Raw genomic sequence first — 17,136 nt, 5'->3', positions numbered from 1 at the left:
CGTCGACCCGACGGGGGGCGCTGTTCGATCCGTACCGACGCCTGCCGACTACTGGGCTGGGGGTTCGGTCTGTTCCTCCGTTTGGTCGGTCTCGGAACGTCCCATGAGGCGTTCGCGAAGGGTGCGCTTTTTCGGACGTTCCGCCAGTAACACGGAGCTATCGAGTTCGTCGACGACCTCGAACACGAGCGAGTCCCCGAGCAGCCGTGAGAGCAGGCCGCGCCCGGTCGCACCGATCAGGACGAGCGTGTGATCGGTCGCCGCATCCGCGATGGCTCCCTGTACGTCACCGCCGGATTCGACGAGCAGGTTCGCATCACCGAGACCGTGATCGTCGGCCCACTCTCCGAGGAAGCTCATGCCTTTCGCCCGCTGGGTTCGTTCGTCGACGACGTTGAGCACGGAGACCTCGGAGCCGTGGACGTCGCGGAACGCTTTGGCGACTTCCGCACTCAGGTCCGAGTCGGGACCGCCAGCGGTCGGCAGCAGAATACGCGAGGGGTCGAAGCCTCGATCCTTGAATACGAGGAAGTCACAGGGCAAGTTCATCGTCAGTTCGTCCAACGCGGTTCCGGTTCGGCCGCTCGACCACGCGCGATCGGGCCCCCAGCCGAGGATCACGCTGTCGGCGTTCAGCCGCTTTGCGGAGTCGAAAATTTCCTCGAAGGAGCGGTGGGAGACGACGGTGTGCGTTTCGATCTCGGCTCCGTACTTGGCGGCCGTCTCTCGAGCGTTCTCCAGTAACTGCTCGGAGTGTGGATCGATTCGATCGAGCTGATCGGAGACGTGTTCGAGCGAGGTCTGGTCGGGGACCTGGACGATGTGCACCGCGTGAACGACGCCGTCGCGTTGATTCGCGAGCGTGCTCCCGATGGAGATCAGTTCGGTTTCCGTCCGGGGGTTCGAGATGGGGACCATCACGCTGTACGGCTCGGTCGCCTCGGGCGAGGCCGCCTCCGCGGCGGAGACGGCGATGTCGGGCATCTCGTCCGGTCGCTCGCGCACGTACTCACCGAGTGCGCCCTCGATCGGCGTCTTTCGTCGCGCGTAGAGGCCGTACCAGCCCACGGCACCGAGCACGAACAGGACGGCCAGCGCCTGAGCCGCCGGATTCATGAAGTATATCAGTCCCAGCGAGAGGACGATGCCGAGAATCGGGACCACCGGATACAGCGGCACCCGGAAGTCGGGATCGTACCCAGGGTGGTCGGTCTCGCGGAAGACGATCAACGCGGCGTTCAACAGCGCGTACACGATGAGGTGGAGGACGCTCGCCGCTTCCGCGAGGACCGCGATGTCGGTTCCCAGCAGCGCGACGAAGCCGACGATCAGGACGCCCGTCACGGCGATCGATCGGTAGGGCGTCGAAAAGCGGGGATGAATCTCGTTGAGCCAGTCGGTGACGATCTTGTCCCGACCCATCGCGAAGTTGATCCGGGCCGACGCCAGGATCGAGGCGTTCGCCGACGACGCCGTCGCCAGCAGTGCGCCGAGCGTCATGATCGTCGCGGCGATACCGGCGAGACCGCCGGGGAAGGACAGTTCGGCCGCCTGCGCGACGGGCGCGTCGAGGTCGAGGTCCGGCCACGGGACGATGCCGAGCATGATCGTCACGAGGATCCCGTAAATGACGGTGACGATCGCGACGCTCCCGACGACGGCGATCGGCAGGTTCCGGCCGGGATTTTTCATCTCCTCGCCGACGGTGGCGATCTTCGCGTATCCCAGAAACGAGACGAAGACGAGCCCTGTGGCGGGCAGAATCTCGGACGTACCGAGCGGTGCCCAGCCGCCAGATCCCGTCACCGTTGCCCAATCGAAAGAGAACCAGCCGGCGAGCGCGAAGACGCTAAGAATCGCGAGCAGGATCGCCACGATCACCGTCTGGATGCCACCGGTTTCTTTCGCACCGGCGTAGTTGACGCCGACGAAGAGAACGCCGGCGAGGATCGCACCGACCTGGACGCTGTTGAGAAAAAGGACCGACGGCAACTCGAGGAGTTCGCCCAGATACTGCCCGAAGCCGATCGTGTAAAATGCCGAGGCGAAGGCGAGTCCCAGCCAGTCACCGAGTCCGGATATCGAGCCGAACACCGGCCCGAGCGCGCGGTTGACGTAGTAGTACGCCCCGCCGGCTTTCGGCATGGCGGTCCCCAGTTCCGACACCGACAGCGCGTTCACCATCGCGATCATCCCGCCGATGAGAAACGAGAGGACGACGATCGGCCCAGCCTCTTGGGCGGCGACGCCCGGGAGCACGAAGATCCCCGCACCGATCATCGTCCCCATCCCGATCGTCATCGCGGAGACGAGTCCGAGATCTTTGGCGAGTTCCTCGTCGTCGCCGCTCATGATTCGTCCCGCTCCGGAAGTGCGAGTACCGGTCGATCGGTTCGCGTGACCAGTTTGAGCGCGCGATCGCCGGAGAGAAACATCGTGAGCCGACTGCCGCCACGCGGCTGGAAGGCAATCGCGCTCGCGTCGATGTCGTCGGCAACGTCGAAAATCGCTCCCACGACATCACGCGCGTACGCTTTCTGTTCGCCGGCATCGGGAAACACCGTTCTCACGGCTGCGAACGAGTCGGCGGCTACGTCTTCGGACTGCTCGACGGGCGTCTTGTCCGGAACGCCCTCCCCTTTTTCGATCACGTGAAGCGCCGTTACGCGGTTCGGCTGGTACGGTTCGAGCGCGCGCGCCGTCTTGCGAGCGTCAGTCTCGTTGGCGACGGGAAGAAGAACGTTCGCCAATAGTTCCCGGTTTCTGTGTTCCATACGCCACGATATTCTCGAAGAGCAAATAATGTTGCGCATTTCTTTTGTATCAATAACTAATCTGGGTTTATTTTCGCATTCGTTTGGAAGGTGGTAACGAGGTCGAGGATGGGTCTTTCGGGGGAATAATCAGCGACAGTGAGGGCTGTGTGGCCGGATCGGTTCAGAATATGACTGAATACCAAAAATTGACCCATTAGTATTTACGATTCGATCGAATCGTATAAATATGGGAATTCGAATCGACGAGGTCGACGAACGAATCATCTACCGGCTAACCGAAAACGCCCGCCACACGTCAGCGCCGGATATCGCCGACGAGGTCGACGTGTCACCGCCGACGATCCGAAACCGGATCCGTCGTCTCGAGGATGCGGGCGTTATCGAAGGGTACCACGCTCAAATCGACTACGAGAAACTCGACGGCCGGTTGACCAACCTGTTTCTCTGTACGGCAGTGGCGACCGATCGCAAGCGGTTCGCCCAGCGGATACTGGACATCCAGGGCGTTATCGGCGTCCGGGAGGTGATGACGGGCGGGCAGAACCTCCACGTGACGGTGGTCGGGTCGAACACCGGCGATATCAGACGGATTGCCCAGGAGATGGCGGCACTCGGAATCGACATCGACGACGAAGGGCTGTTCCACCGGGAACGCATCCAGCCTTACACGCCGTTCGGTCCCGACGAACTGGAACGGACGCCGCTGGTGACCGGAATCGCGGATCTCAGCGACGATGCGGACGTGGTCGAGATTCCCGTTGCCGACGACGCCCCGATCGCCGGAACGACGCTGCAGGCGGCAACTGAGGAGGGGTTCATTACCGAAGACCTGCTGGTGGTCTCGATCGACCGAGAAGACAGAGACCAGGCCGTAACTCCCGGCGGGAACACGGTTCTCCGACCGGGAGACGTCGCCACGCTCTTCTCTCGGACGGGAATTGCAGACGAGACGCTTCGTGCGTTTACCGAAGACTGGAGCGAAGAGTAGGGTTCGAGGCCCTTTCGCCGTCACATTCCACCATCCATTCCGCCGTCATCGTCGCTCGCCTCAGTGTCCTCGTCGCCCATCCCGTCGTCGCCGCTCGCCTCAGTGTCCTCGTCACCTGTTCCGTCCCCGTCGTCGTCCGCCGCCTCGCCGATCACTCGAAACGCTCCGACGAACTCCTCGCCGTTCGCATCGCGACTGCCGTAGATATACGCGCCCTCCGCCCAGAAGAGGCGATCCCAGCTATCGCCGTCGGTAAACTCCCCGCCCCGGCCGCGCCACTCGCAGGGTTCCGGGATCGCGATCGGATAGATGTCCTCGCTGTCGCCCGTCCAGTTCCACTCGATGACGGTCGAGGATTCGATCGCGATGCCGGCGGGATCGAACCCCTCGCCGTCGGGATCGACCGTAATTTCGACGGGATCCTCGCCTGTGTGATCTTCGAGGTCGTACGCCTCGATCCGCTCTTGGGCTTCTGCCGCCCGTTCTGTCGGGTCCCAGTCGATGACCGCGTCCTCAGCGTTCATCGCGTCGCCGGTCTCACCATCGAGTTCGGAATCGTCGCCTCCCTCGTCTGCTCCGTCGCCGTCGTCGCCGAGACAGCCCGCGAGTGCCGCTGCGGCGATCGTCGCGCCGACAACCTCACGTCTGTACCAGTTCATACGCGTTCGCTAGGGCTCGACCATCTTGAGTATCCCGTGATCCGACGACCGTCCCGAGTCGGCGGGCTATTCGAGGACGTACTGCTCCCCATCGAGTGCGAGGGGCTCCTCGAACGCCTCGTCGGCGGGGTAGTAGTGAGCGATGTGGACCAGCCGCGTGCGATCGGCCTCGAGTTCGTCGGCCAGCGCGAGCGCGCCCTCTCGAGTCATGTGTTTCGTCCCGAACGTCCGCGGGACGCCGTCTGGGCCTTCGTGTCTGCCGCCGATCGGGTGGTACTCACAGAGGTGGGCCGGGACGATGCCGTCTGCGAGCAACAGGTCCGGATTCGCGAGCACCTCACGGGATCGATCGGGTATCTCGTAACTCGTATCGCCCGTGATCGACAGCTTTGCGCCCGTCTCGGGGTCCTCGACGACGACGCCGTAACAGACCAGCGGCGGGTGGACGACCGGAACGAGCGTCACGTCGAACCCGCAGACGCGAACCCGCTCGTACGGCGTCGTCGGATGAACGTCGATCACCGAGAGGTAGTGGTAGTCCGATCGAACCGTTTCGGCGACGCTCTGTCCGGTTTCGGGGTCGGTTTCGTCGGCCGCGTAGACCTCCAGCGAGTCCACGACGCGAAAGACGTTCCCCAGCCCGTCGAGGTGGTCGAAGTGGATGTGGGTGACGACCGCGGCGTCGGGCAGGGACACCCCCTCGCGGAGGAACTGGTAGCGAAAGTCGGGGCTGAAATCGATAAGCAGCGCCTCGTCGGTTCGCTCGTTCTCGACGTGGACGGAAAATCGGGTGCGCTCGATGCCGCGTTCGCGCGCCCGCTCGCAGGTCTCGCAGTCGCAGCCGACGGTCGGCGTGCCGGTCGTGTCGCCGGTTCCGAGGAGCGTGACGTGCATCGTGGTCTACTTACTCCCTGGTGTCGAAGCCGTCGTCAGTTTCACTCTCGGCTCGGCCGATCGCCTCGCCGTCGTACTCGTACTCGCGGAGCGTATCCGGTTCGACATCCCGCAGCACCGCCTCGTGGGTCGCTTCGAGTACGACCGGCGGCGCGCGGTCGGCCTCGACGGCCTTGAGCCAGCGATCGAGACAGAGACACCACCGATCGCCCGGTTCGAGCCCCGGAAACTCGAACTCCGGACGGGGTGTGACGAGGTCGTTTCCCTGCGCCTTACTGAAGGTCAGAAACTCCTCGGTCACGACGGCACAGAGTTCGTGGCGACCCCGGTCGCCCTCGACGCGACGACAGCAGCCGTCCCGAAGGTAGCCGGTCGTCGGCTCGGTGCTACAGGGTTCGAGTTCCGTCCCGAACACGTTCCGGTCGGTGGCCATACCTCGTTATTGGGTGGTGGGTGGAAAAGCGTAGCGTCGGTCGAAACGCGCCCGTCAGTTCCGGCGAGTCGTCCCGCGGGAATCGATCGGTGGGAGCGAACGGGCCGGCGCGACCGTGGAATCCGTGACTGAATCAGTGATCGTGGGAATGATCGTGGTCGTGATCGTGACTCTCGTCCGGCTCGCCGCCGTCGCTGGCTTTTCCGAGGTCGCCGCCGGCGACCAGCGCGTCGTGATCGCCGTCCATCATGTCCATGTTTTTCAGGGTGTCGCGTTCCTCGAACTCTTCGACCGCCTCGAGCAGATCCTGCTGGGTCAGCGTCGTTCGATCCTCGGTCAGGGCCTCGAGCACCGCCTCGCGCATGACCATCCGGAGGTCGCTGCCGGTCAGTCCCTCGGTCGCGTCGGCAATGACTCCCGGATCGAACTCGGTGATGTCCATGGTTCGCGTGATGAGTCGGAGGATGTCTGCGCGCATCCCGTAGTCGGGCTTGGGGAAGTTGATGATCTCGTCGAACCGCCGCCAGGCCGCGTCGTCTAACTGGTCGGGGTGGTTGGTAGCCCCGATGAGCAAGACGTCGTCCTCGATGAGCGAGATGTTGTCGATGCTCTTTAGGAGGGTGTTGACCGCGCGCTTCAGCGCGGCGTGTTCGTCGCTGCTTCGGGTCTTGGCGACGAAGTCGAACTCGTCGATGAACAGAATACACGGCGAGAGTCGCTTTGCGACCTCGAAGGTCTTGTCGACGTTTTTCGCCGTCTCACCGAGATACTGCGAGGTGATCATCGAGAGTTTGACCTCGACGAACGGCAGATCCATGTCCTGGGCCAGCGCCTGGGCCGTCGACGTCTTTCCGGTCCCCGGCGGCCCGACGAACAGCAACTTGCCGATCTCTCGCAACCCGATATCCGCGAGGTAGTCGCGGTGTTCGATCGCCTTCGAGATCTTGTGCAGTTCGTTCTCCTGGTCGGCGGTCAACACGAGGTCGTCGAGGGACATGTCGACCTCCTCGGGCGCGCGCACGTCCACGAGATCTAACATCTCCTCGTCCTCCTCCTCGTCGAAGTACTGGTCTAACAGGCCGTCGATCCAGACGCGGTCGGCCTGAATGGGCCGGTTTCGCTCGCGTGCCTCCTCGTAGTCGACGTCGACGTCGTACTCGTCGTCCTCCCCGAAATGTCTCGCGAGGGTCGGGTTTTCGAGCAGTCGCTTCTCGTCGGTTCGATCGACGTACCACTGTTCGGCCAGCGTCCGGTCAGCGAGCGTAATCGTCCCCGAGAACTCGTCGCGCTCGGTGAACATCAGCTCCGAGACGGCCGACCACGGCTGGTCGATCCCGGTGACCTCTCGCGCGGTAGTGTTCGTTACCGAGAGCGGACGACTGATTCCGGCGGGTCTGTGACGGTCACCGGCGCTATCGTTCTCGTCGTCATCGACACCCCCCGTCCAGTACACCTGGCGGTACGACGGAGGAAGATCGTTCTCGTCAAGTCGTCTGTCGTCCGAATACACGCTCGTCGTGAGCAGGAACTCGACGACATCGAGCGCCGCATCACTCATTCCGTCATCGTATTCACCACATACTCTTAACGCCGTCGTCATCCGCGTCGCGTACGACGAAACTCGCTGACGACGTACTCGGCACCGACTGATTCTCCCACCTGCACGGGGGTGTCCGTCCCCCCGTTCTCGGGTACGACCGCTTCGGACCGCCGTCGTTCGATCCGTCGCGTTTCGTACCGGTCGATCGGGAAGCGGCACAACGGTTTTCCTGCCGTAGCGCAACGCCTAGATATGAACGTGTTGTTGGGCCTCGCTGGAAGCGACGAATCGGTCACCGCGCTCACTCGGACGATCGAGCGCACGGCCGAGACCGACGACGAACTCACCGTCGCCGTCGTGGACAAACCCGAGGCCGACCGATCGCAGGACGAAATGCATCGACAGGCCGAGGAGCTGCTCTCCGAAACCGGCGTCGAGGCGAAGATCGAACGACTCGGGGGCGATCCCGGCAGTGCACTCGTCAACTACGCCGAAGCCGGCGAGTTCGACCAACTGGTCATCGGTGGCGGAACGCTAAGCCCGATGGGGAAGATCCGGCTCGGCCCGGTCACCGAGTTCGTCCTGTTGAACTCCCCGATTACGGTCACGTTGATCCGATAATCATGGCAGGTCCGCGCCCGTACCCAGACAAGCCCGCAGGCCCGTTCCCCTCGCCACCGACTACCTTCGACGACGGCGACGGCCGACCGATCGAGATTCGCGGCGTCGACAGGTTCGAAGAGACGCTCGAGGACGTCGTCGACATGTACGCCCAGTTCGACCCGGCAGACCGTGCACAGGGCATTCCGCCGACCGGCGACCACCGCATTCGAAGCTGGCTCGACGCGATCGGCGAGTACAGCGTCAACGTCTACGCGCGCCACGGCGAGGACGTGGTCGCCCACGCCATGCTCGTTCCCGACGCCGACGATCCGTCCACGATCGACGCCAAAAGCGACATCGAATGGGAACTCGCTATCTTCGTCTTACAGACCTACCAACGCGCCGGGATCGGAACGGTGCTCCTCGAGAACCTGCTCGGCCACGCGGGCGACCTCGGCATCGATCGCGTCTGGCTCACCGTCGAGCGCTGGAACAACCCGGCGATCGCCCTCTACGAGCGCGTCGGATTCGAATCGACCGGCACCGAGAGCTTCGAACAGGAGATGGCAATCCGGCTCGAGTGAACACTTTCCGGTCGAGACACCGTTACACGGAAAGAACCGGCTGACTCGCGTACGAGAGAACGTACTCGGCGGCCTTTTCGAGAACCTCCGTCGACGCCCCCGTCATCGGTTCGCGCGGCAGGACGATGAAATCGGCGTCGATCGCGTCGGCGGTGTCGAGGACTACGTTGCCGGGGTGGAGCGTCTTCCGCGTCTGAGAGAACCCGTCGTCGACGGCGGTCGACAGCGGGACGTCCCGCTCCGCTGCGATCGTTCCGATCTCGTCGAAAAAGTCCTGCGTGTTCTCTGCGACGGCCCCTTCGTCGACCGTGCCGGCGTCTAAGCCGCGCATGACGCCGCGACCGAGCACGTACAGCGCGTACACGGAGGCGTCGTAGCGGTCGGCGACGGCGATGGCGTACTCGACGGCGGTGGCGGACTCGTCGCTTCCGTCGACCGGTGCGAGAACGGTGTCGACGGTAAACGGCTCGCTGGCGTCCATAGTGGGGAGTGTGTGTTCCGGTTTCAAAAAGGCTCCCCACGCTCCCTGTCACCGGTTCCCCCCACCGATCGCCGCCGTCGACGGGTGAGTTTAAGCGGGTCCGTGCGCAATCCTCGGTTATGTTCGATACGGTCGTCGTCGCGACTGATGGGTCAGAGAGCGTCAAGCGAGCCGTCGACGTCGCGTTCGACCTTGCGAGCCGCTTCGACGCCGAGGTACACGCCCTGTCGGTCGTCGACGCGAGCGAAGTCGACGCCTCCCCCGAGCAGCTTCGCGACGAACTCCAGACCGCACTCGAGACCACTGCCGACGCCGCACTCGCGACCGTCGAGAACCGAACCGATCGAGCGGTGACGACCGCCGTTCGCGAGGGCCGACCCGCGTCCGAGATCTGTGAGTACGCCCGAGAGATCGATGCGGACCTGATCGCAACTGGCACGCGCGGGCGTCACGGCGAGAACCGACTCCTGCTGGGCAGCGTCGCCGAACGGGTCGTCCGAACGTCCCCAGTGCCCGTCTTGACTGTCCGACAGCTCGATCCCGCGAGCGACGAGGCCGGTGACGAGTCGGCGGCAAACGCCTGATTTCGGCCCAGAGACTCGTTCCACTTCCTGGTTCCCAGCATACCTGCAGACGGGCTGTGCCGGCGCGACAACCGGCGGTTACTTCCCCGACCGGCCCACAGACCATGTCATGTACGAGGAACTCATCGACAGCGGCGATATGCCGATCGCCCGCAAATCGGTCCTGCCGGGAACCGGCTTCTTCCTCCCGGATTCTCTCGAAGCGGATCTCGAAGACGAACAGACCGCAGCAGCACTCGAGGGTGCGGACGTCGCGGTCATCGCTGACGCCGACGCGGACGGGCTGGCGTGTGTCGCGCTGATCCGTGAGGCCTACGACGACGTACAGACCGTGCCGGAGCCGGACGGCAACGAGGGAGATGACGTGGATGTGCCCGCCCACGCGGCAAGCGACGACGAACTCTCGACTGCCGACGACGACCCACTCGACGACCCCGACCCGACGCCACACGGGGTCGCGCTCGTCCCCGCCAGTCCACACGACGTCGAGGATGCGCTGGCTCGCGTTGCCGAGTACGGCGACGACGGGATCGAGATTTTCGTCTGCGACCTCGCGCCCGATCGGTACGAGTACGTCGAGGACGAACTCGCGGCGGCCCTCGAGACCGCCTCGCGGGTCGCGTGGTACGACCACCACCAGTGGGACGACGCCGTCGCTGCGGCGGTCCGCGATGCCGGCGCGGACCTCGTCGTCGGCGACTCCGAGGAAGAGTGCAGCGCCGACGTCGTCTACCGATCGCTCGAATACGAGTTCGGGCCGATGTACGAGGAGTTGGCTGCTGTGACGCGGGATCACGACCTCTGGCTGCGCGAGGACCCGCGCAGCGACGACCTGGCGGATTACGCCTACTGGACCGACCCCGCCGAGTACGTCGAGGTCGTCCGCGAGTACGGCGTCGACCTCCCCGACTGGGTGCAGGCGTTTCTCGAAGAACGCCGCATCGAAAAGGAAGCGCTCATCGATCGCGCCGTCGGTCGATCCGAACTCCGCGAAATCGGCGGCTACACCGTCGGGATCACCTACGGTCGCTGTTCACAGAACGAGGTCGCCGAAGCGATGCGCGAACAGGGTGCCGACGCCTCGGTGATCGTCAAACCCGCCGGTTCGGCCTCGATTCGTGGCACCGACGAATTCGATCGGTGCCACGAGGTTGCGGGGAAGGTCAACGGCGGCGGGCATCCTAAAGCCGCAGGCTGCAAGCCGGACATCTACGACGATATGCTCGACTACGCGACTCACTGGACCTCGCGTGGGTCGGTGACGAAACAGGTAATCCTCGACGCGTTCCGGGCGGTCGTCGAAGAGGAATCGGACGATTCGACGGCCGACGAGGAGTAAGGGGCGCGATTTCGTTACTGCCGCGAGGCCATGTACCGCATCACGAGCTGCAACACGTGAACGAACACACCAGCGACGGCGATGTAGACGCCGATCGTCTGCAGCCCGATCGAGGCGTTACGATGGTCCCGGACCTGCCAGATTTCGTAGCCCAGGCGGAGCAGGAAGCCGAGGAAGATCAGGACGAACCCGACCAGGAGCAACACGTCCAGCACGAACGTCCCGACGAGGATCACGCCGATCCCGCCGAGGAACGCGTAGTTCGCGAACCGGCCCCAGTGTTCGAACGTCGTCGATCGCGCGTAGACGTACCCCGAAATCGCGGCGGTCATGAGGGCGGTGACGATCGCCGTCACGCCGAGGATCGTCAGCTGTGCGCTCTGGGGCGCGATGCTCAGGACGCCCGCGCCGAAGACGCCGAAGGCCAGTTGCAAGATGACCATCCCGACGAACGCGATACCCATATCGTCGCCCGTAACGCCCTTTTCGGCGATGATCTCGCCGCCCATGATCGCCGCACCGTAGACGAGGACGCCCACGATCGGGGCGGCGAACAGATAGTCGTTGACGACTGCAAGCGGCGTCATCGCGAAGACGTACATCAGCCCGACGGTGATCGCCATCAGGCCGCTCGCGCCGCCGATCACCTGTACCTCCCGACTCGACAGTCCGAAGCCGCGATCGGTTTCGTGTGGGGTCTCGAATGAACTCACTGAGCCAGTGTAGCCGTTCTGATCGCAAAAGGGTGGTCCTTCGTCTCGCAACGTATCGTCGACGTAAGCGTGTAGCTAATCCGTGTTCATACGGTCCGTCTCAGTCGTCGATCGCGTTCCACCGATCGGAGTACGCCGTTCCGCACGCACACTGCGCGTAGGCGTGGATGACGTCGCCGTCGGCGTAGATGCCGCCCACGTCTTCGTTCCGTTCCTCCGCGAAGGCGAAGATGAACTCCGGGCTGTGGTCCGCGTCGTCGGCCCCGGCGTCGGGGCAGGTCCCATCCGTCAGATCGTCCGCGATCGGGCTCTCGGTTCCCATCGCCGACTTCGCGAACGCCATCGCGCCGGTTCCCGTCGCCGCCTGAAAGGCCCCGCGGCCGCGATCGCCGTCGACGACGATCAGGACCCCGCCTTCGACCGGGTCGCCAAACTGTTCGAGCCGATCGTCCGAGACGAACGAATCCGCGAGAAACAACGCCACGTCGTCGGGGCGCTCTCCGGCGAGAAACTGCGTGCGTGAGTCGGTCATGGGTTCCGATCGTCGCTCGACGGGGAAAAAGGACGCGTCATCGTATCATCGCACGCTGAAAAATAATGCGCCGCACGTCCCTGTTCGATTCGCTGCGTGTTGCGACGACCGTCGGGAAAATCAGACCTCGAGATCGGATGCGGCCAGCATGATCTGCAACGCGTCTTCTGGCGACATGTCGTCGTCGAGCTGGTCCGCGTACCACGTCAGGAGGTCCACGAACACCTCGCGAACGTCGGTCGACGTCGCGTAGTGGTGTGCGACTTCTCCGTCGGTCTTCAGCGTGATGTCGACCCCGTGCGGGTCGGCCGCCGCGGCGAGATCCTGAGGGTCGCGCGCCTGCGGCGTGTCCGCGATCGCGCGATCGGACGCCGCCGACTCGTGCGTGAGGTGGGTCGAGTCGATCGCGTCCGTCCCAGCGTCGCCGGTCCCAACGGCCGGCGTCTCGCTCGCGGCGTTCGCCCCGTCCGATCGGACCAGATAGCGATTCTCACCGAGTTCGGCAACCCGATCGTCTTCGAGTCGCAACTCGTCGGGGGTGAGAACGCCGTCGTCGTGCGTCGGTTGGGGGGTCATGGTGTGTCAGGTGAGTGGTGTGGTTAGACCTCGACGACGTCCTTGTCACCGAAGGTCGACGGCACGCTCACACCGTAACTGAACTGGGCACCGGACTGATCGATGAGTTTAATAGTTGCACTGTCTCCGCCCTCGAGCCCGTTGCCTCCGTTAATTGTTGCGACGTCGATCGAGAGTTTCACACGGTCTTCCGTGCTGAGTAGCTCACTATCGTCACCTGGTCCAGTTATATCTGCAGTTGCGAATTCAGTATCACTTGCGAGGTCAGCCGGGGTTGCCGTATCGTTGTATGTCAGCGTCACGTCGTCTGAGTCACTGGTGTACTGAACGGTCATCGACGACAGGTCAATCGCACCGGAACCAGCGGATTTCATAATCGTTAGATTGACTTTATCGACGTATACTGTGCTGACGGTCCCGCTGGCGTGGACGACCTCGATCTGATTCGCGACGGCTTCCTGTGTCTCGGAACCGGTGTCAGAGGCCTGACTCTGTAGTGTTCCTGCGGTATTGATCAGTACGCCTGCCGCGATCGCTGCGACCAGGACCATCGCGATGAAGACGATGAGCGTCCCGATCCCGACCTGTCCGCGGTCTTCGTTATCGGTTAGTTGTTCAAACATTGGTATCAGACACTCACTACTTCCTTGTCACCGAAGGTCGACGGAACGCTCACACCGTAACTGAACTGGGCACCGGACTGATCGATGAGCTTAACAGTCGCACTATCTCCGCCCTCGAGTCCGCCAGTCTCGATCGCTGCGACATCGATAGTCAGCTTCACGCGATCGTCCGTGTTGAGGAGTTCTGTGCTATCTCCGGAACCGGTAATATTTTCTGTCGCGAATTCCGAATCAGTCGCTCCACTTCCGCCATCATGTACAAGTGTAACATCAGAACTGTCACTGGTGTACTGGACGGTCATCGATGAGAGGTCGATCGCGTTGGAACCTGCGGACTTCATGATAGTCAGATTGACTATATCGATGTTGTCTGCAGTGACATTTCCGCTAGCGTGGACGACCTCGACCTGATTCGCCACTGCTTCTTGTGTTTCGGAACCGGTATCGGATGCCTGACTTTGCAGCACCCCTGCCGTGTTGATCAATACGCCTGCTGCAATCGCTGCGACCAGCACCATCGCGATGAAAACGATGAGCGTGCCGATCCCGACCTGACCGCGATCGGATTCGTCTCGTGTATGTGTCCCTATCATATGCGTACACCCTGTGTACCAGCATCGCCCGATCGGCACTGGCGGAGAGTCGCTCCCCGAGTATGGCCGCTGACGGTCACACGACCGTCGAGCTCCGGGTCGACGGGCGAGGCCCGTCGCTCCCGCGGTGGGTGTGGCGACGGGACGATCGCAGTGTCCCGTCGACGTCCGGAGTGTGGCGAGTCCGTTGGCATCACAGTATCTGGGGATGCACCCCGGTCGACATATTCGATAGACGGACTATCAACCTCCGTACCAGTTCACGCCGCGTTTCGAGACTCGACTCACGGTTCGAAACGCGGGGCGAACTCGGAGGTAGACCTTTAGGAGTGGTGTGATTAGTCGGGGGTAGATCGAAATGACTGTGGGACGTGTCGCTGGGGAGACGCCGCCCGCGATCGGCGTACGCGCGCAGTCGCGCACATCCGCGCAGTAATCATATATGAATCTCGGACTCGACAATCTTCGCGAACTCCTCGAAGACTTCCTCGGGGACAGCGGTGGCCGCCGCGGTCGCGAGCGCGAACGCCGCCGACAGCAGGCCGATGACGACACCGCTGGGGCCGATGCATCAGCTGACGCCGACGACTCGGAGTCGGGGGCCGACGAGGAGTCGGACTCGGATGCTGACGCAGACGCAGACTCGGACGGCGGCGGCTCCGGCGGCCTGTTCGGTCGGGGCGGCGGCGCGGTCGAAGAGGACCCCGAGGACCTCCAGTATCGTATCGAGGAACTCGAGGAGGAACTCGAAGACAAGGAGTCCGAACTCGGCGCGGTTCGAGAATCCCAGCGGCAGGTCTCGGACCAGGTCGAGGAGATGAACGACACGGTTCGACGGCTCCTCGGAATCTACGATCAACTCACCGACGACGTCAACCCCTTTACCGGCGCGGGCGAGGAAGAGGGCGGGTTCGGCGTCTTCGGTGACGACGATCGGGCCGACGCGTCGGCGGGAGCCGGATTCGACCTCGAATCCGAGGCAGCCGGCGACGGCGAAACCGTCTCGTTCGACGATCTGAAGGGCGTGATCGAGGATGCGGCGCAGGCACACGCCGACAGGCAGGCCGAAGAGACCGCCGGCGAGACCATCACGTTCGAGGAACGCGAGATTCCGTCGGCCGAACGAGCCGACGACGTCGACGACGATACGCACGTCGAAGTGCAGGCGACCGAGAGCGTCGACCAGCCCGAATCGGACGCTCCCGGCACCGACGCGGAGGATGATGCCGAAAGCAGCGACGGGACGCTCGAGACGCTCGCGGACACGTACGCGACGGATATTATCGTTTTCGAGTGGCTGACCCACCTGGTCCGGACGGGTGGCCCGGCGGCGACCTTGCGTGCGATCTCCTACTACGCGGAGATCGGCTGGATCGACGAGGAGGTGCGCGGACAGCTCGAAGCCGTGCTCAGCGGCCCGGATCTCGACATTCACGTCGATCCGGGCCAACCGCCGGACGAGCTGACCGCCGAGGATCACGCCGACAGCTACACCTACATTATGAAGTTACAGGAGATTCACGAGACCAAACGGGAAGTCGACGTCTAATACGGGGTGAACCAGGGTGGGATTCAGTACGAGTGGTTCGGTCGCAATTCTGTTCGTCGGGATGCTCGTCGCCGTCGGCATCGCCTACCCCGTGGTCCAGTCTGCACACGACGATCGATCGACGGCGATCGACGAGCGAGACGATCGCGCACTCGATCTTCGGAACACGGCGATCGACGACGCGGAAGCGAGGTACGATACGGGGACGAACGAGGTGACGGTGAACGTGACAAACACCGGGTCGACGACGCTGTCGGTATCGCAGACGGACCTGCTGGTCGACGGGGTGTATCGGTCGCCGGCGGCGTGGGACGGCACGGTCGATGGGATGGACGATGCGGATCGCGATCTGTGGCAACCCGGCGAACGCCTGACGATCGAACTGGCGGCCGACGAGGAACCCGATAGGGTGAAACTCGTCACCGAACACGGGGTCGCGGTGACGATTACGGAACTCGAGGTGTCCTGACCGATGTCGAGTGAATCCATCTCGAGTCTGATCCTGTTTGTCGCCGCGATGCTCGTCGCCGCGGGCGTCGCCGGCACGCTGGTGACCAACGTCAACGACATCAGCAACTCGATCGACACCTACAGCGGCGACGTGAGCGACCAGATCGATACCGACATCGAGATCATCAGCGATCCAGGAAGCGGGGCGGTCTACAACGAAAGCCAGGAGACGATCACGCTGCTCGTCAAAAATACGGGCCAGAAGACGCTCGCCGGCGACGGGTCCGACGTCGATATCCTCGTCAACGGCGAGTTCGTGACGAACGACGCGGTGACAGCGACGGTTCCGGCCGACGGAACCGGTGACGAGCCATGGCGTGGTGGCGTCGTCGCCGAACTCACTATTGATCACGCACTCGCCACCGGTGACGAACACCGGATCGTCATCGACGCCCACGGCGACAGGGAGGTGTTCGAATTCTACGTCCCATGACAGAGTACTTATCGATCGGACTGACCGGACAGGATCGCGTGAACAACGCCATCGGCGGCGGCATCCCCGAGGGAAGCGTCGTTCTCGTCGAGGGCGAAGACGGGGCGGGCAAGAGCGCGATCTGTCAGCGCTTTTCGTACGGAATGGCCACCGAAGACGCCTACGTCACCTACATTTCGACGGAACTGGAGTCCTGGGAGTTCGTCCAGCAGATGCACTCGCTGTCCTACGACGTGGTCGATCTGCTCCTGGGAGAGCAACTGCTGTTCTTGCACGCGAACGTCGATACGCACAACGACGGTCCGAAACGCCAGCTGCTGGCACGCTTTGCCGGCGCGGAGACGGTCTGGAAGGCCGACGTCGTCTTCGTCGATACGCTCTCTGCGCTCTTGCGAAACGACCCGAACTACGAGGCCGTAAGCGGCGAGGGCGACGAAGACCACGTCATCCAGCGCCTCGTAACGTTCCTCCGACAGGTGACGATGCAGGACAAGACGGTCGTGTTGACGGTCGATCCGACGAGCGTCGACGACGACGCGTTGCGACCGCTTCGCAACGTCGCGGACGTCTACTTCCAGATCGAGACGACGCAGGTCGGCCAGGAGATCAGGCGGAACATCCTCGTCCGGCGCTTCCAGAACATGAAAACCCCGGTCGACGACTCGATCGGGTTCAACGTCCAGCAGGGGCGTGGCATCTCGATCGTGAGCAGGACGGTGGCCTGA

Annotated in this window: 21 protein-coding genes; 9 read left to right on the top strand and 12 right to left on the bottom strand. The window is 63.4% G+C overall.

Features of this window, described 5'->3' with window-relative positions:
* Positions 1 to 48 precede the first annotated feature (48 nt).
* Positions 49 to 2,352, bottom strand: a complete 2,304-nt coding sequence (locus tag AC6I6L_RS11455; protein ID WP_497917895.1) for an amino acid permease — start codon at positions 2,350 to 2,352, stop codon at positions 49 to 51.
* On the bottom strand, positions 2,349 to 2,774 hold the full coding sequence (locus AC6I6L_RS11450) for a universal stress protein (RefSeq protein WP_497917894.1): 426 nt from the start codon (positions 2,772 to 2,774) through the stop codon (positions 2,349 to 2,351). The genes AC6I6L_RS11455 and AC6I6L_RS11450 overlap by 4 nt, the downstream gene beginning before the upstream one ends.
* Before the next feature lie 229 nt (positions 2,775 to 3,003).
* On the opposite strand from AC6I6L_RS11450, the gene AC6I6L_RS11445 reads away from it, so the two are divergent.
* Entirely contained in the window at positions 3,004 to 3,765 is a 762-nt protein-coding gene (locus tag AC6I6L_RS11445) for an Lrp/AsnC family transcriptional regulator (RefSeq protein WP_497917893.1), read from the top strand.
* Positions 3,766 to 3,785: 20 nt separating this feature from the next.
* On the opposite strand, the gene AC6I6L_RS11440 is transcribed toward AC6I6L_RS11445, so the two are convergent.
* The 4 genes from AC6I6L_RS11440 to AC6I6L_RS11425 form a co-directional block, all read right to left on the bottom strand.
* Positions 3,786 to 4,424: a hypothetical protein gene (locus AC6I6L_RS11440; protein WP_497917892.1), complete on the bottom strand. Its 639-nt coding sequence runs from the start codon at positions 4,422 to 4,424 to the stop codon at positions 3,786 to 3,788.
* A gap of 66 nt (positions 4,425 to 4,490) precedes the next feature.
* Entirely contained in the window at positions 4,491 to 5,318 is an 828-nt protein-coding gene (locus AC6I6L_RS11435; protein WP_497917891.1) for an MBL fold metallo-hydrolase, read from the bottom strand.
* A 10-nt stretch (positions 5,319 to 5,328) separates the two neighbouring features.
* The gene (locus AC6I6L_RS11430; RefSeq protein WP_497917890.1) at positions 5,329 to 5,751 is read right to left on the bottom strand and encodes a DUF2237 family protein; all 423 of its coding nucleotides are present in this window, start codon (positions 5,749 to 5,751) and stop codon (positions 5,329 to 5,331) included.
* A gap of 133 nt (positions 5,752 to 5,884) precedes the next feature.
* Entirely contained in the window at positions 5,885 to 7,309 is a 1,425-nt protein-coding gene (locus tag AC6I6L_RS11425) for an ATP-binding protein (RefSeq protein WP_497917889.1), read from the bottom strand.
* Positions 7,310 to 7,543: 234 nt separating this feature from the next.
* On the opposite strand from AC6I6L_RS11425, the gene AC6I6L_RS11420 reads away from it, so the two are divergent.
* Both AC6I6L_RS11420 and AC6I6L_RS11415 read left to right on the top strand, forming a co-directional pair.
* On the top strand, positions 7,544 to 7,912 hold the full coding sequence (locus tag AC6I6L_RS11420; protein WP_497917888.1) for a universal stress protein: 369 nt from the start codon (positions 7,544 to 7,546) through the stop codon (positions 7,910 to 7,912).
* Positions 7,913 to 7,914: 2 nt separating this feature from the next.
* Positions 7,915 to 8,478: a GNAT family N-acetyltransferase gene (locus tag AC6I6L_RS11415; RefSeq protein WP_497917887.1), complete on the top strand. Its 564-nt coding sequence runs from the start codon at positions 7,915 to 7,917 to the stop codon at positions 8,476 to 8,478.
* 22 nt (positions 8,479 to 8,500) lie between these two features.
* Here AC6I6L_RS11415 and AC6I6L_RS11410 read toward each other — a convergent pair whose 3' ends face one another.
* Positions 8,501 to 8,959: a universal stress protein gene (locus AC6I6L_RS11410; protein WP_497917886.1), complete on the bottom strand. Its 459-nt coding sequence runs from the start codon at positions 8,957 to 8,959 to the stop codon at positions 8,501 to 8,503.
* Positions 8,960 to 9,078: 119 nt separating this feature from the next.
* Between AC6I6L_RS11410 and AC6I6L_RS11405 the strand changes: the two genes are divergently transcribed.
* Both AC6I6L_RS11405 and AC6I6L_RS11400 read left to right on the top strand, forming a co-directional pair.
* A complete protein-coding gene (locus AC6I6L_RS11405; RefSeq protein WP_497917885.1) occupies positions 9,079 to 9,543 on the top strand; it encodes a universal stress protein in 465 nt (154 codons plus the stop codon).
* 109 nt (positions 9,544 to 9,652) lie between these two features.
* Entirely contained in the window at positions 9,653 to 10,882 is a 1,230-nt protein-coding gene (locus AC6I6L_RS11400) for a DHH family phosphoesterase (protein WP_497917884.1), read from the top strand.
* Positions 10,883 to 10,896: 14 nt separating this feature from the next.
* Here AC6I6L_RS11400 and AC6I6L_RS11395 read toward each other — a convergent pair whose 3' ends face one another.
* The 5 genes from AC6I6L_RS11395 to AC6I6L_RS11375 all read right to left on the bottom strand — a co-directional run bounded on the left by AC6I6L_RS11395 (position 10,897) and on the right by AC6I6L_RS11375 (position 13,919).
* Positions 10,897 to 11,595 (bottom strand): hypothetical protein, encoded by a 699-nt coding sequence (locus AC6I6L_RS11395; protein WP_497917883.1) that lies wholly within the window; start codon positions 11,593 to 11,595, stop codon positions 10,897 to 10,899.
* A 100-nt stretch (positions 11,596 to 11,695) separates the two neighbouring features.
* Complete coding sequence (locus AC6I6L_RS11390; RefSeq protein WP_497917882.1) at positions 11,696 to 12,127, bottom strand: DUF5807 family protein; 432 nt, start codon at positions 12,125 to 12,127, stop codon at positions 11,696 to 11,698.
* Between the two features lie 120 nt (positions 12,128 to 12,247).
* Positions 12,248 to 12,703: a DUF7500 family protein gene (locus AC6I6L_RS11385; RefSeq protein WP_497917881.1), complete on the bottom strand. Its 456-nt coding sequence runs from the start codon at positions 12,701 to 12,703 to the stop codon at positions 12,248 to 12,250.
* Positions 12,704 to 12,726: 23 nt separating this feature from the next.
* Entirely contained in the window at positions 12,727 to 13,326 is a 600-nt protein-coding gene (locus tag AC6I6L_RS11380; protein WP_497917880.1) for a flagellin, read from the bottom strand.
* A gap of 5 nt (positions 13,327 to 13,331) precedes the next feature.
* A complete protein-coding gene (locus AC6I6L_RS11375) occupies positions 13,332 to 13,919 on the bottom strand; it encodes a flagellin (RefSeq protein ID WP_497918201.1) in 588 nt (195 codons plus the stop codon).
* Between the two features lie 442 nt (positions 13,920 to 14,361).
* Between AC6I6L_RS11375 and AC6I6L_RS11370 the strand changes: the two genes are divergently transcribed.
* Genes AC6I6L_RS11370 through arlH form a run of 4 tightly spaced genes read left to right on the top strand, consistent with a single transcriptional unit; the run spans position 14,362 to position 17,136 of the window.
* A complete protein-coding gene (locus tag AC6I6L_RS11370; RefSeq protein WP_497917879.1) occupies positions 14,362 to 15,468 on the top strand; it encodes a FlaD/FlaE family flagellar protein in 1,107 nt (368 codons plus the stop codon).
* Between the two features lie 16 nt (positions 15,469 to 15,484).
* Positions 15,485 to 15,937, top strand: coding sequence for an archaellum stator protein ArlF (gene arlF, locus AC6I6L_RS11365; protein ID WP_497917878.1), 453 nt, complete (start codon positions 15,485 to 15,487; stop codon positions 15,935 to 15,937).
* 3 nt (positions 15,938 to 15,940) lie between these two features.
* Positions 15,941 to 16,411, top strand: coding sequence for an archaellum stator protein ArlG (arlG, locus tag AC6I6L_RS11360; protein WP_497917877.1), 471 nt, complete (start codon positions 15,941 to 15,943; stop codon positions 16,409 to 16,411).
* Complete coding sequence (gene arlH, locus AC6I6L_RS11355) at positions 16,408 to 17,136, top strand: archaellum protein ArlH (protein ID WP_497917876.1); 729 nt, start codon at positions 16,408 to 16,410, stop codon at positions 17,134 to 17,136. Before arlG ends, arlH begins: the two co-directional genes overlap by 4 nt.

The sequence above is a fragment of the Halosolutus sp. DAT137 genome (genome assembly GCF_059736405.1).
Note: the sequence above shows the minus strand (reverse complement) of the source record. Positions and strands in the feature narration are given on the sequence as shown.

What these genes read in the sequence shown, in the direction of transcription:
- AC6I6L_RS11455 (WP_497917895.1), bottom strand. Translation starts at nt 2,352, where the DNA reads ATGAGCGGCGACGACGAGGAACTCGCCAAAGATCTCGGACTCGTCTCC.
- AC6I6L_RS11450 (WP_497917894.1), bottom strand. Translation starts at nt 2,774, where the DNA reads ATGGAACACAGAAACCGGGAACTATTGGCGAACGTTCTTCTTCCCGTC.
- AC6I6L_RS11445 (WP_497917893.1), top strand. Translation starts at nt 3,004, where the DNA reads ATGGGAATTCGAATCGACGAGGTCGACGAACGAATCATCTACCGGCTA.
- AC6I6L_RS11440 (WP_497917892.1), bottom strand. Translation starts at nt 4,424, where the DNA reads ATGAACTGGTACAGACGTGAGGTTGTCGGCGCGACGATCGCCGCAGCG.
- AC6I6L_RS11435 (WP_497917891.1), bottom strand. Translation starts at nt 5,318, where the DNA reads ATGCACGTCACGCTCCTCGGAACCGGCGACACGACCGGCACGCCGACC.
- AC6I6L_RS11430 (WP_497917890.1), bottom strand. Translation starts at nt 5,751, where the DNA reads ATGGCCACCGACCGGAACGTGTTCGGGACGGAACTCGAACCCTGTAGC.
- AC6I6L_RS11425 (WP_497917889.1), bottom strand. Translation starts at nt 7,309, where the DNA reads ATGAGTGATGCGGCGCTCGATGTCGTCGAGTTCCTGCTCACGACGAGC.
- AC6I6L_RS11420 (WP_497917888.1), top strand. Translation starts at nt 7,544, where the DNA reads ATGAACGTGTTGTTGGGCCTCGCTGGAAGCGACGAATCGGTCACCGCG.
- AC6I6L_RS11415 (WP_497917887.1), top strand. Translation starts at nt 7,915, where the DNA reads ATGGCAGGTCCGCGCCCGTACCCAGACAAGCCCGCAGGCCCGTTCCCC.
- AC6I6L_RS11410 (WP_497917886.1), bottom strand. Translation starts at nt 8,959, where the DNA reads ATGGACGCCAGCGAGCCGTTTACCGTCGACACCGTTCTCGCACCGGTC.
- AC6I6L_RS11405 (WP_497917885.1), top strand. Translation starts at nt 9,079, where the DNA reads ATGTTCGATACGGTCGTCGTCGCGACTGATGGGTCAGAGAGCGTCAAG.
- AC6I6L_RS11400 (WP_497917884.1), top strand. Translation starts at nt 9,653, where the DNA reads ATGTACGAGGAACTCATCGACAGCGGCGATATGCCGATCGCCCGCAAA.
- AC6I6L_RS11390 (WP_497917882.1), bottom strand. Translation starts at nt 12,127, where the DNA reads ATGACCGACTCACGCACGCAGTTTCTCGCCGGAGAGCGCCCCGACGAC.
- AC6I6L_RS11385 (WP_497917881.1), bottom strand. Translation starts at nt 12,703, where the DNA reads ATGACCCCCCAACCGACGCACGACGACGGCGTTCTCACCCCCGACGAG.
- AC6I6L_RS11380 (WP_497917880.1), bottom strand. Translation starts at nt 13,326, where the DNA reads ATGTTTGAACAACTAACCGATAACGAAGACCGCGGACAGGTCGGGATC.
- AC6I6L_RS11375 (WP_497918201.1), bottom strand. Translation starts at nt 13,919, where the DNA reads ATGATAGGGACACATACACGAGACGAATCCGATCGCGGTCAGGTCGGG.
- AC6I6L_RS11370 (WP_497917879.1), top strand. Translation starts at nt 14,362, where the DNA reads ATGAATCTCGGACTCGACAATCTTCGCGAACTCCTCGAAGACTTCCTC.
- arlG (WP_497917877.1), top strand. Translation starts at nt 15,941, where the DNA reads ATGTCGAGTGAATCCATCTCGAGTCTGATCCTGTTTGTCGCCGCGATG.
- arlH (WP_497917876.1), top strand. Translation starts at nt 16,408, where the DNA reads ATGACAGAGTACTTATCGATCGGACTGACCGGACAGGATCGCGTGAAC.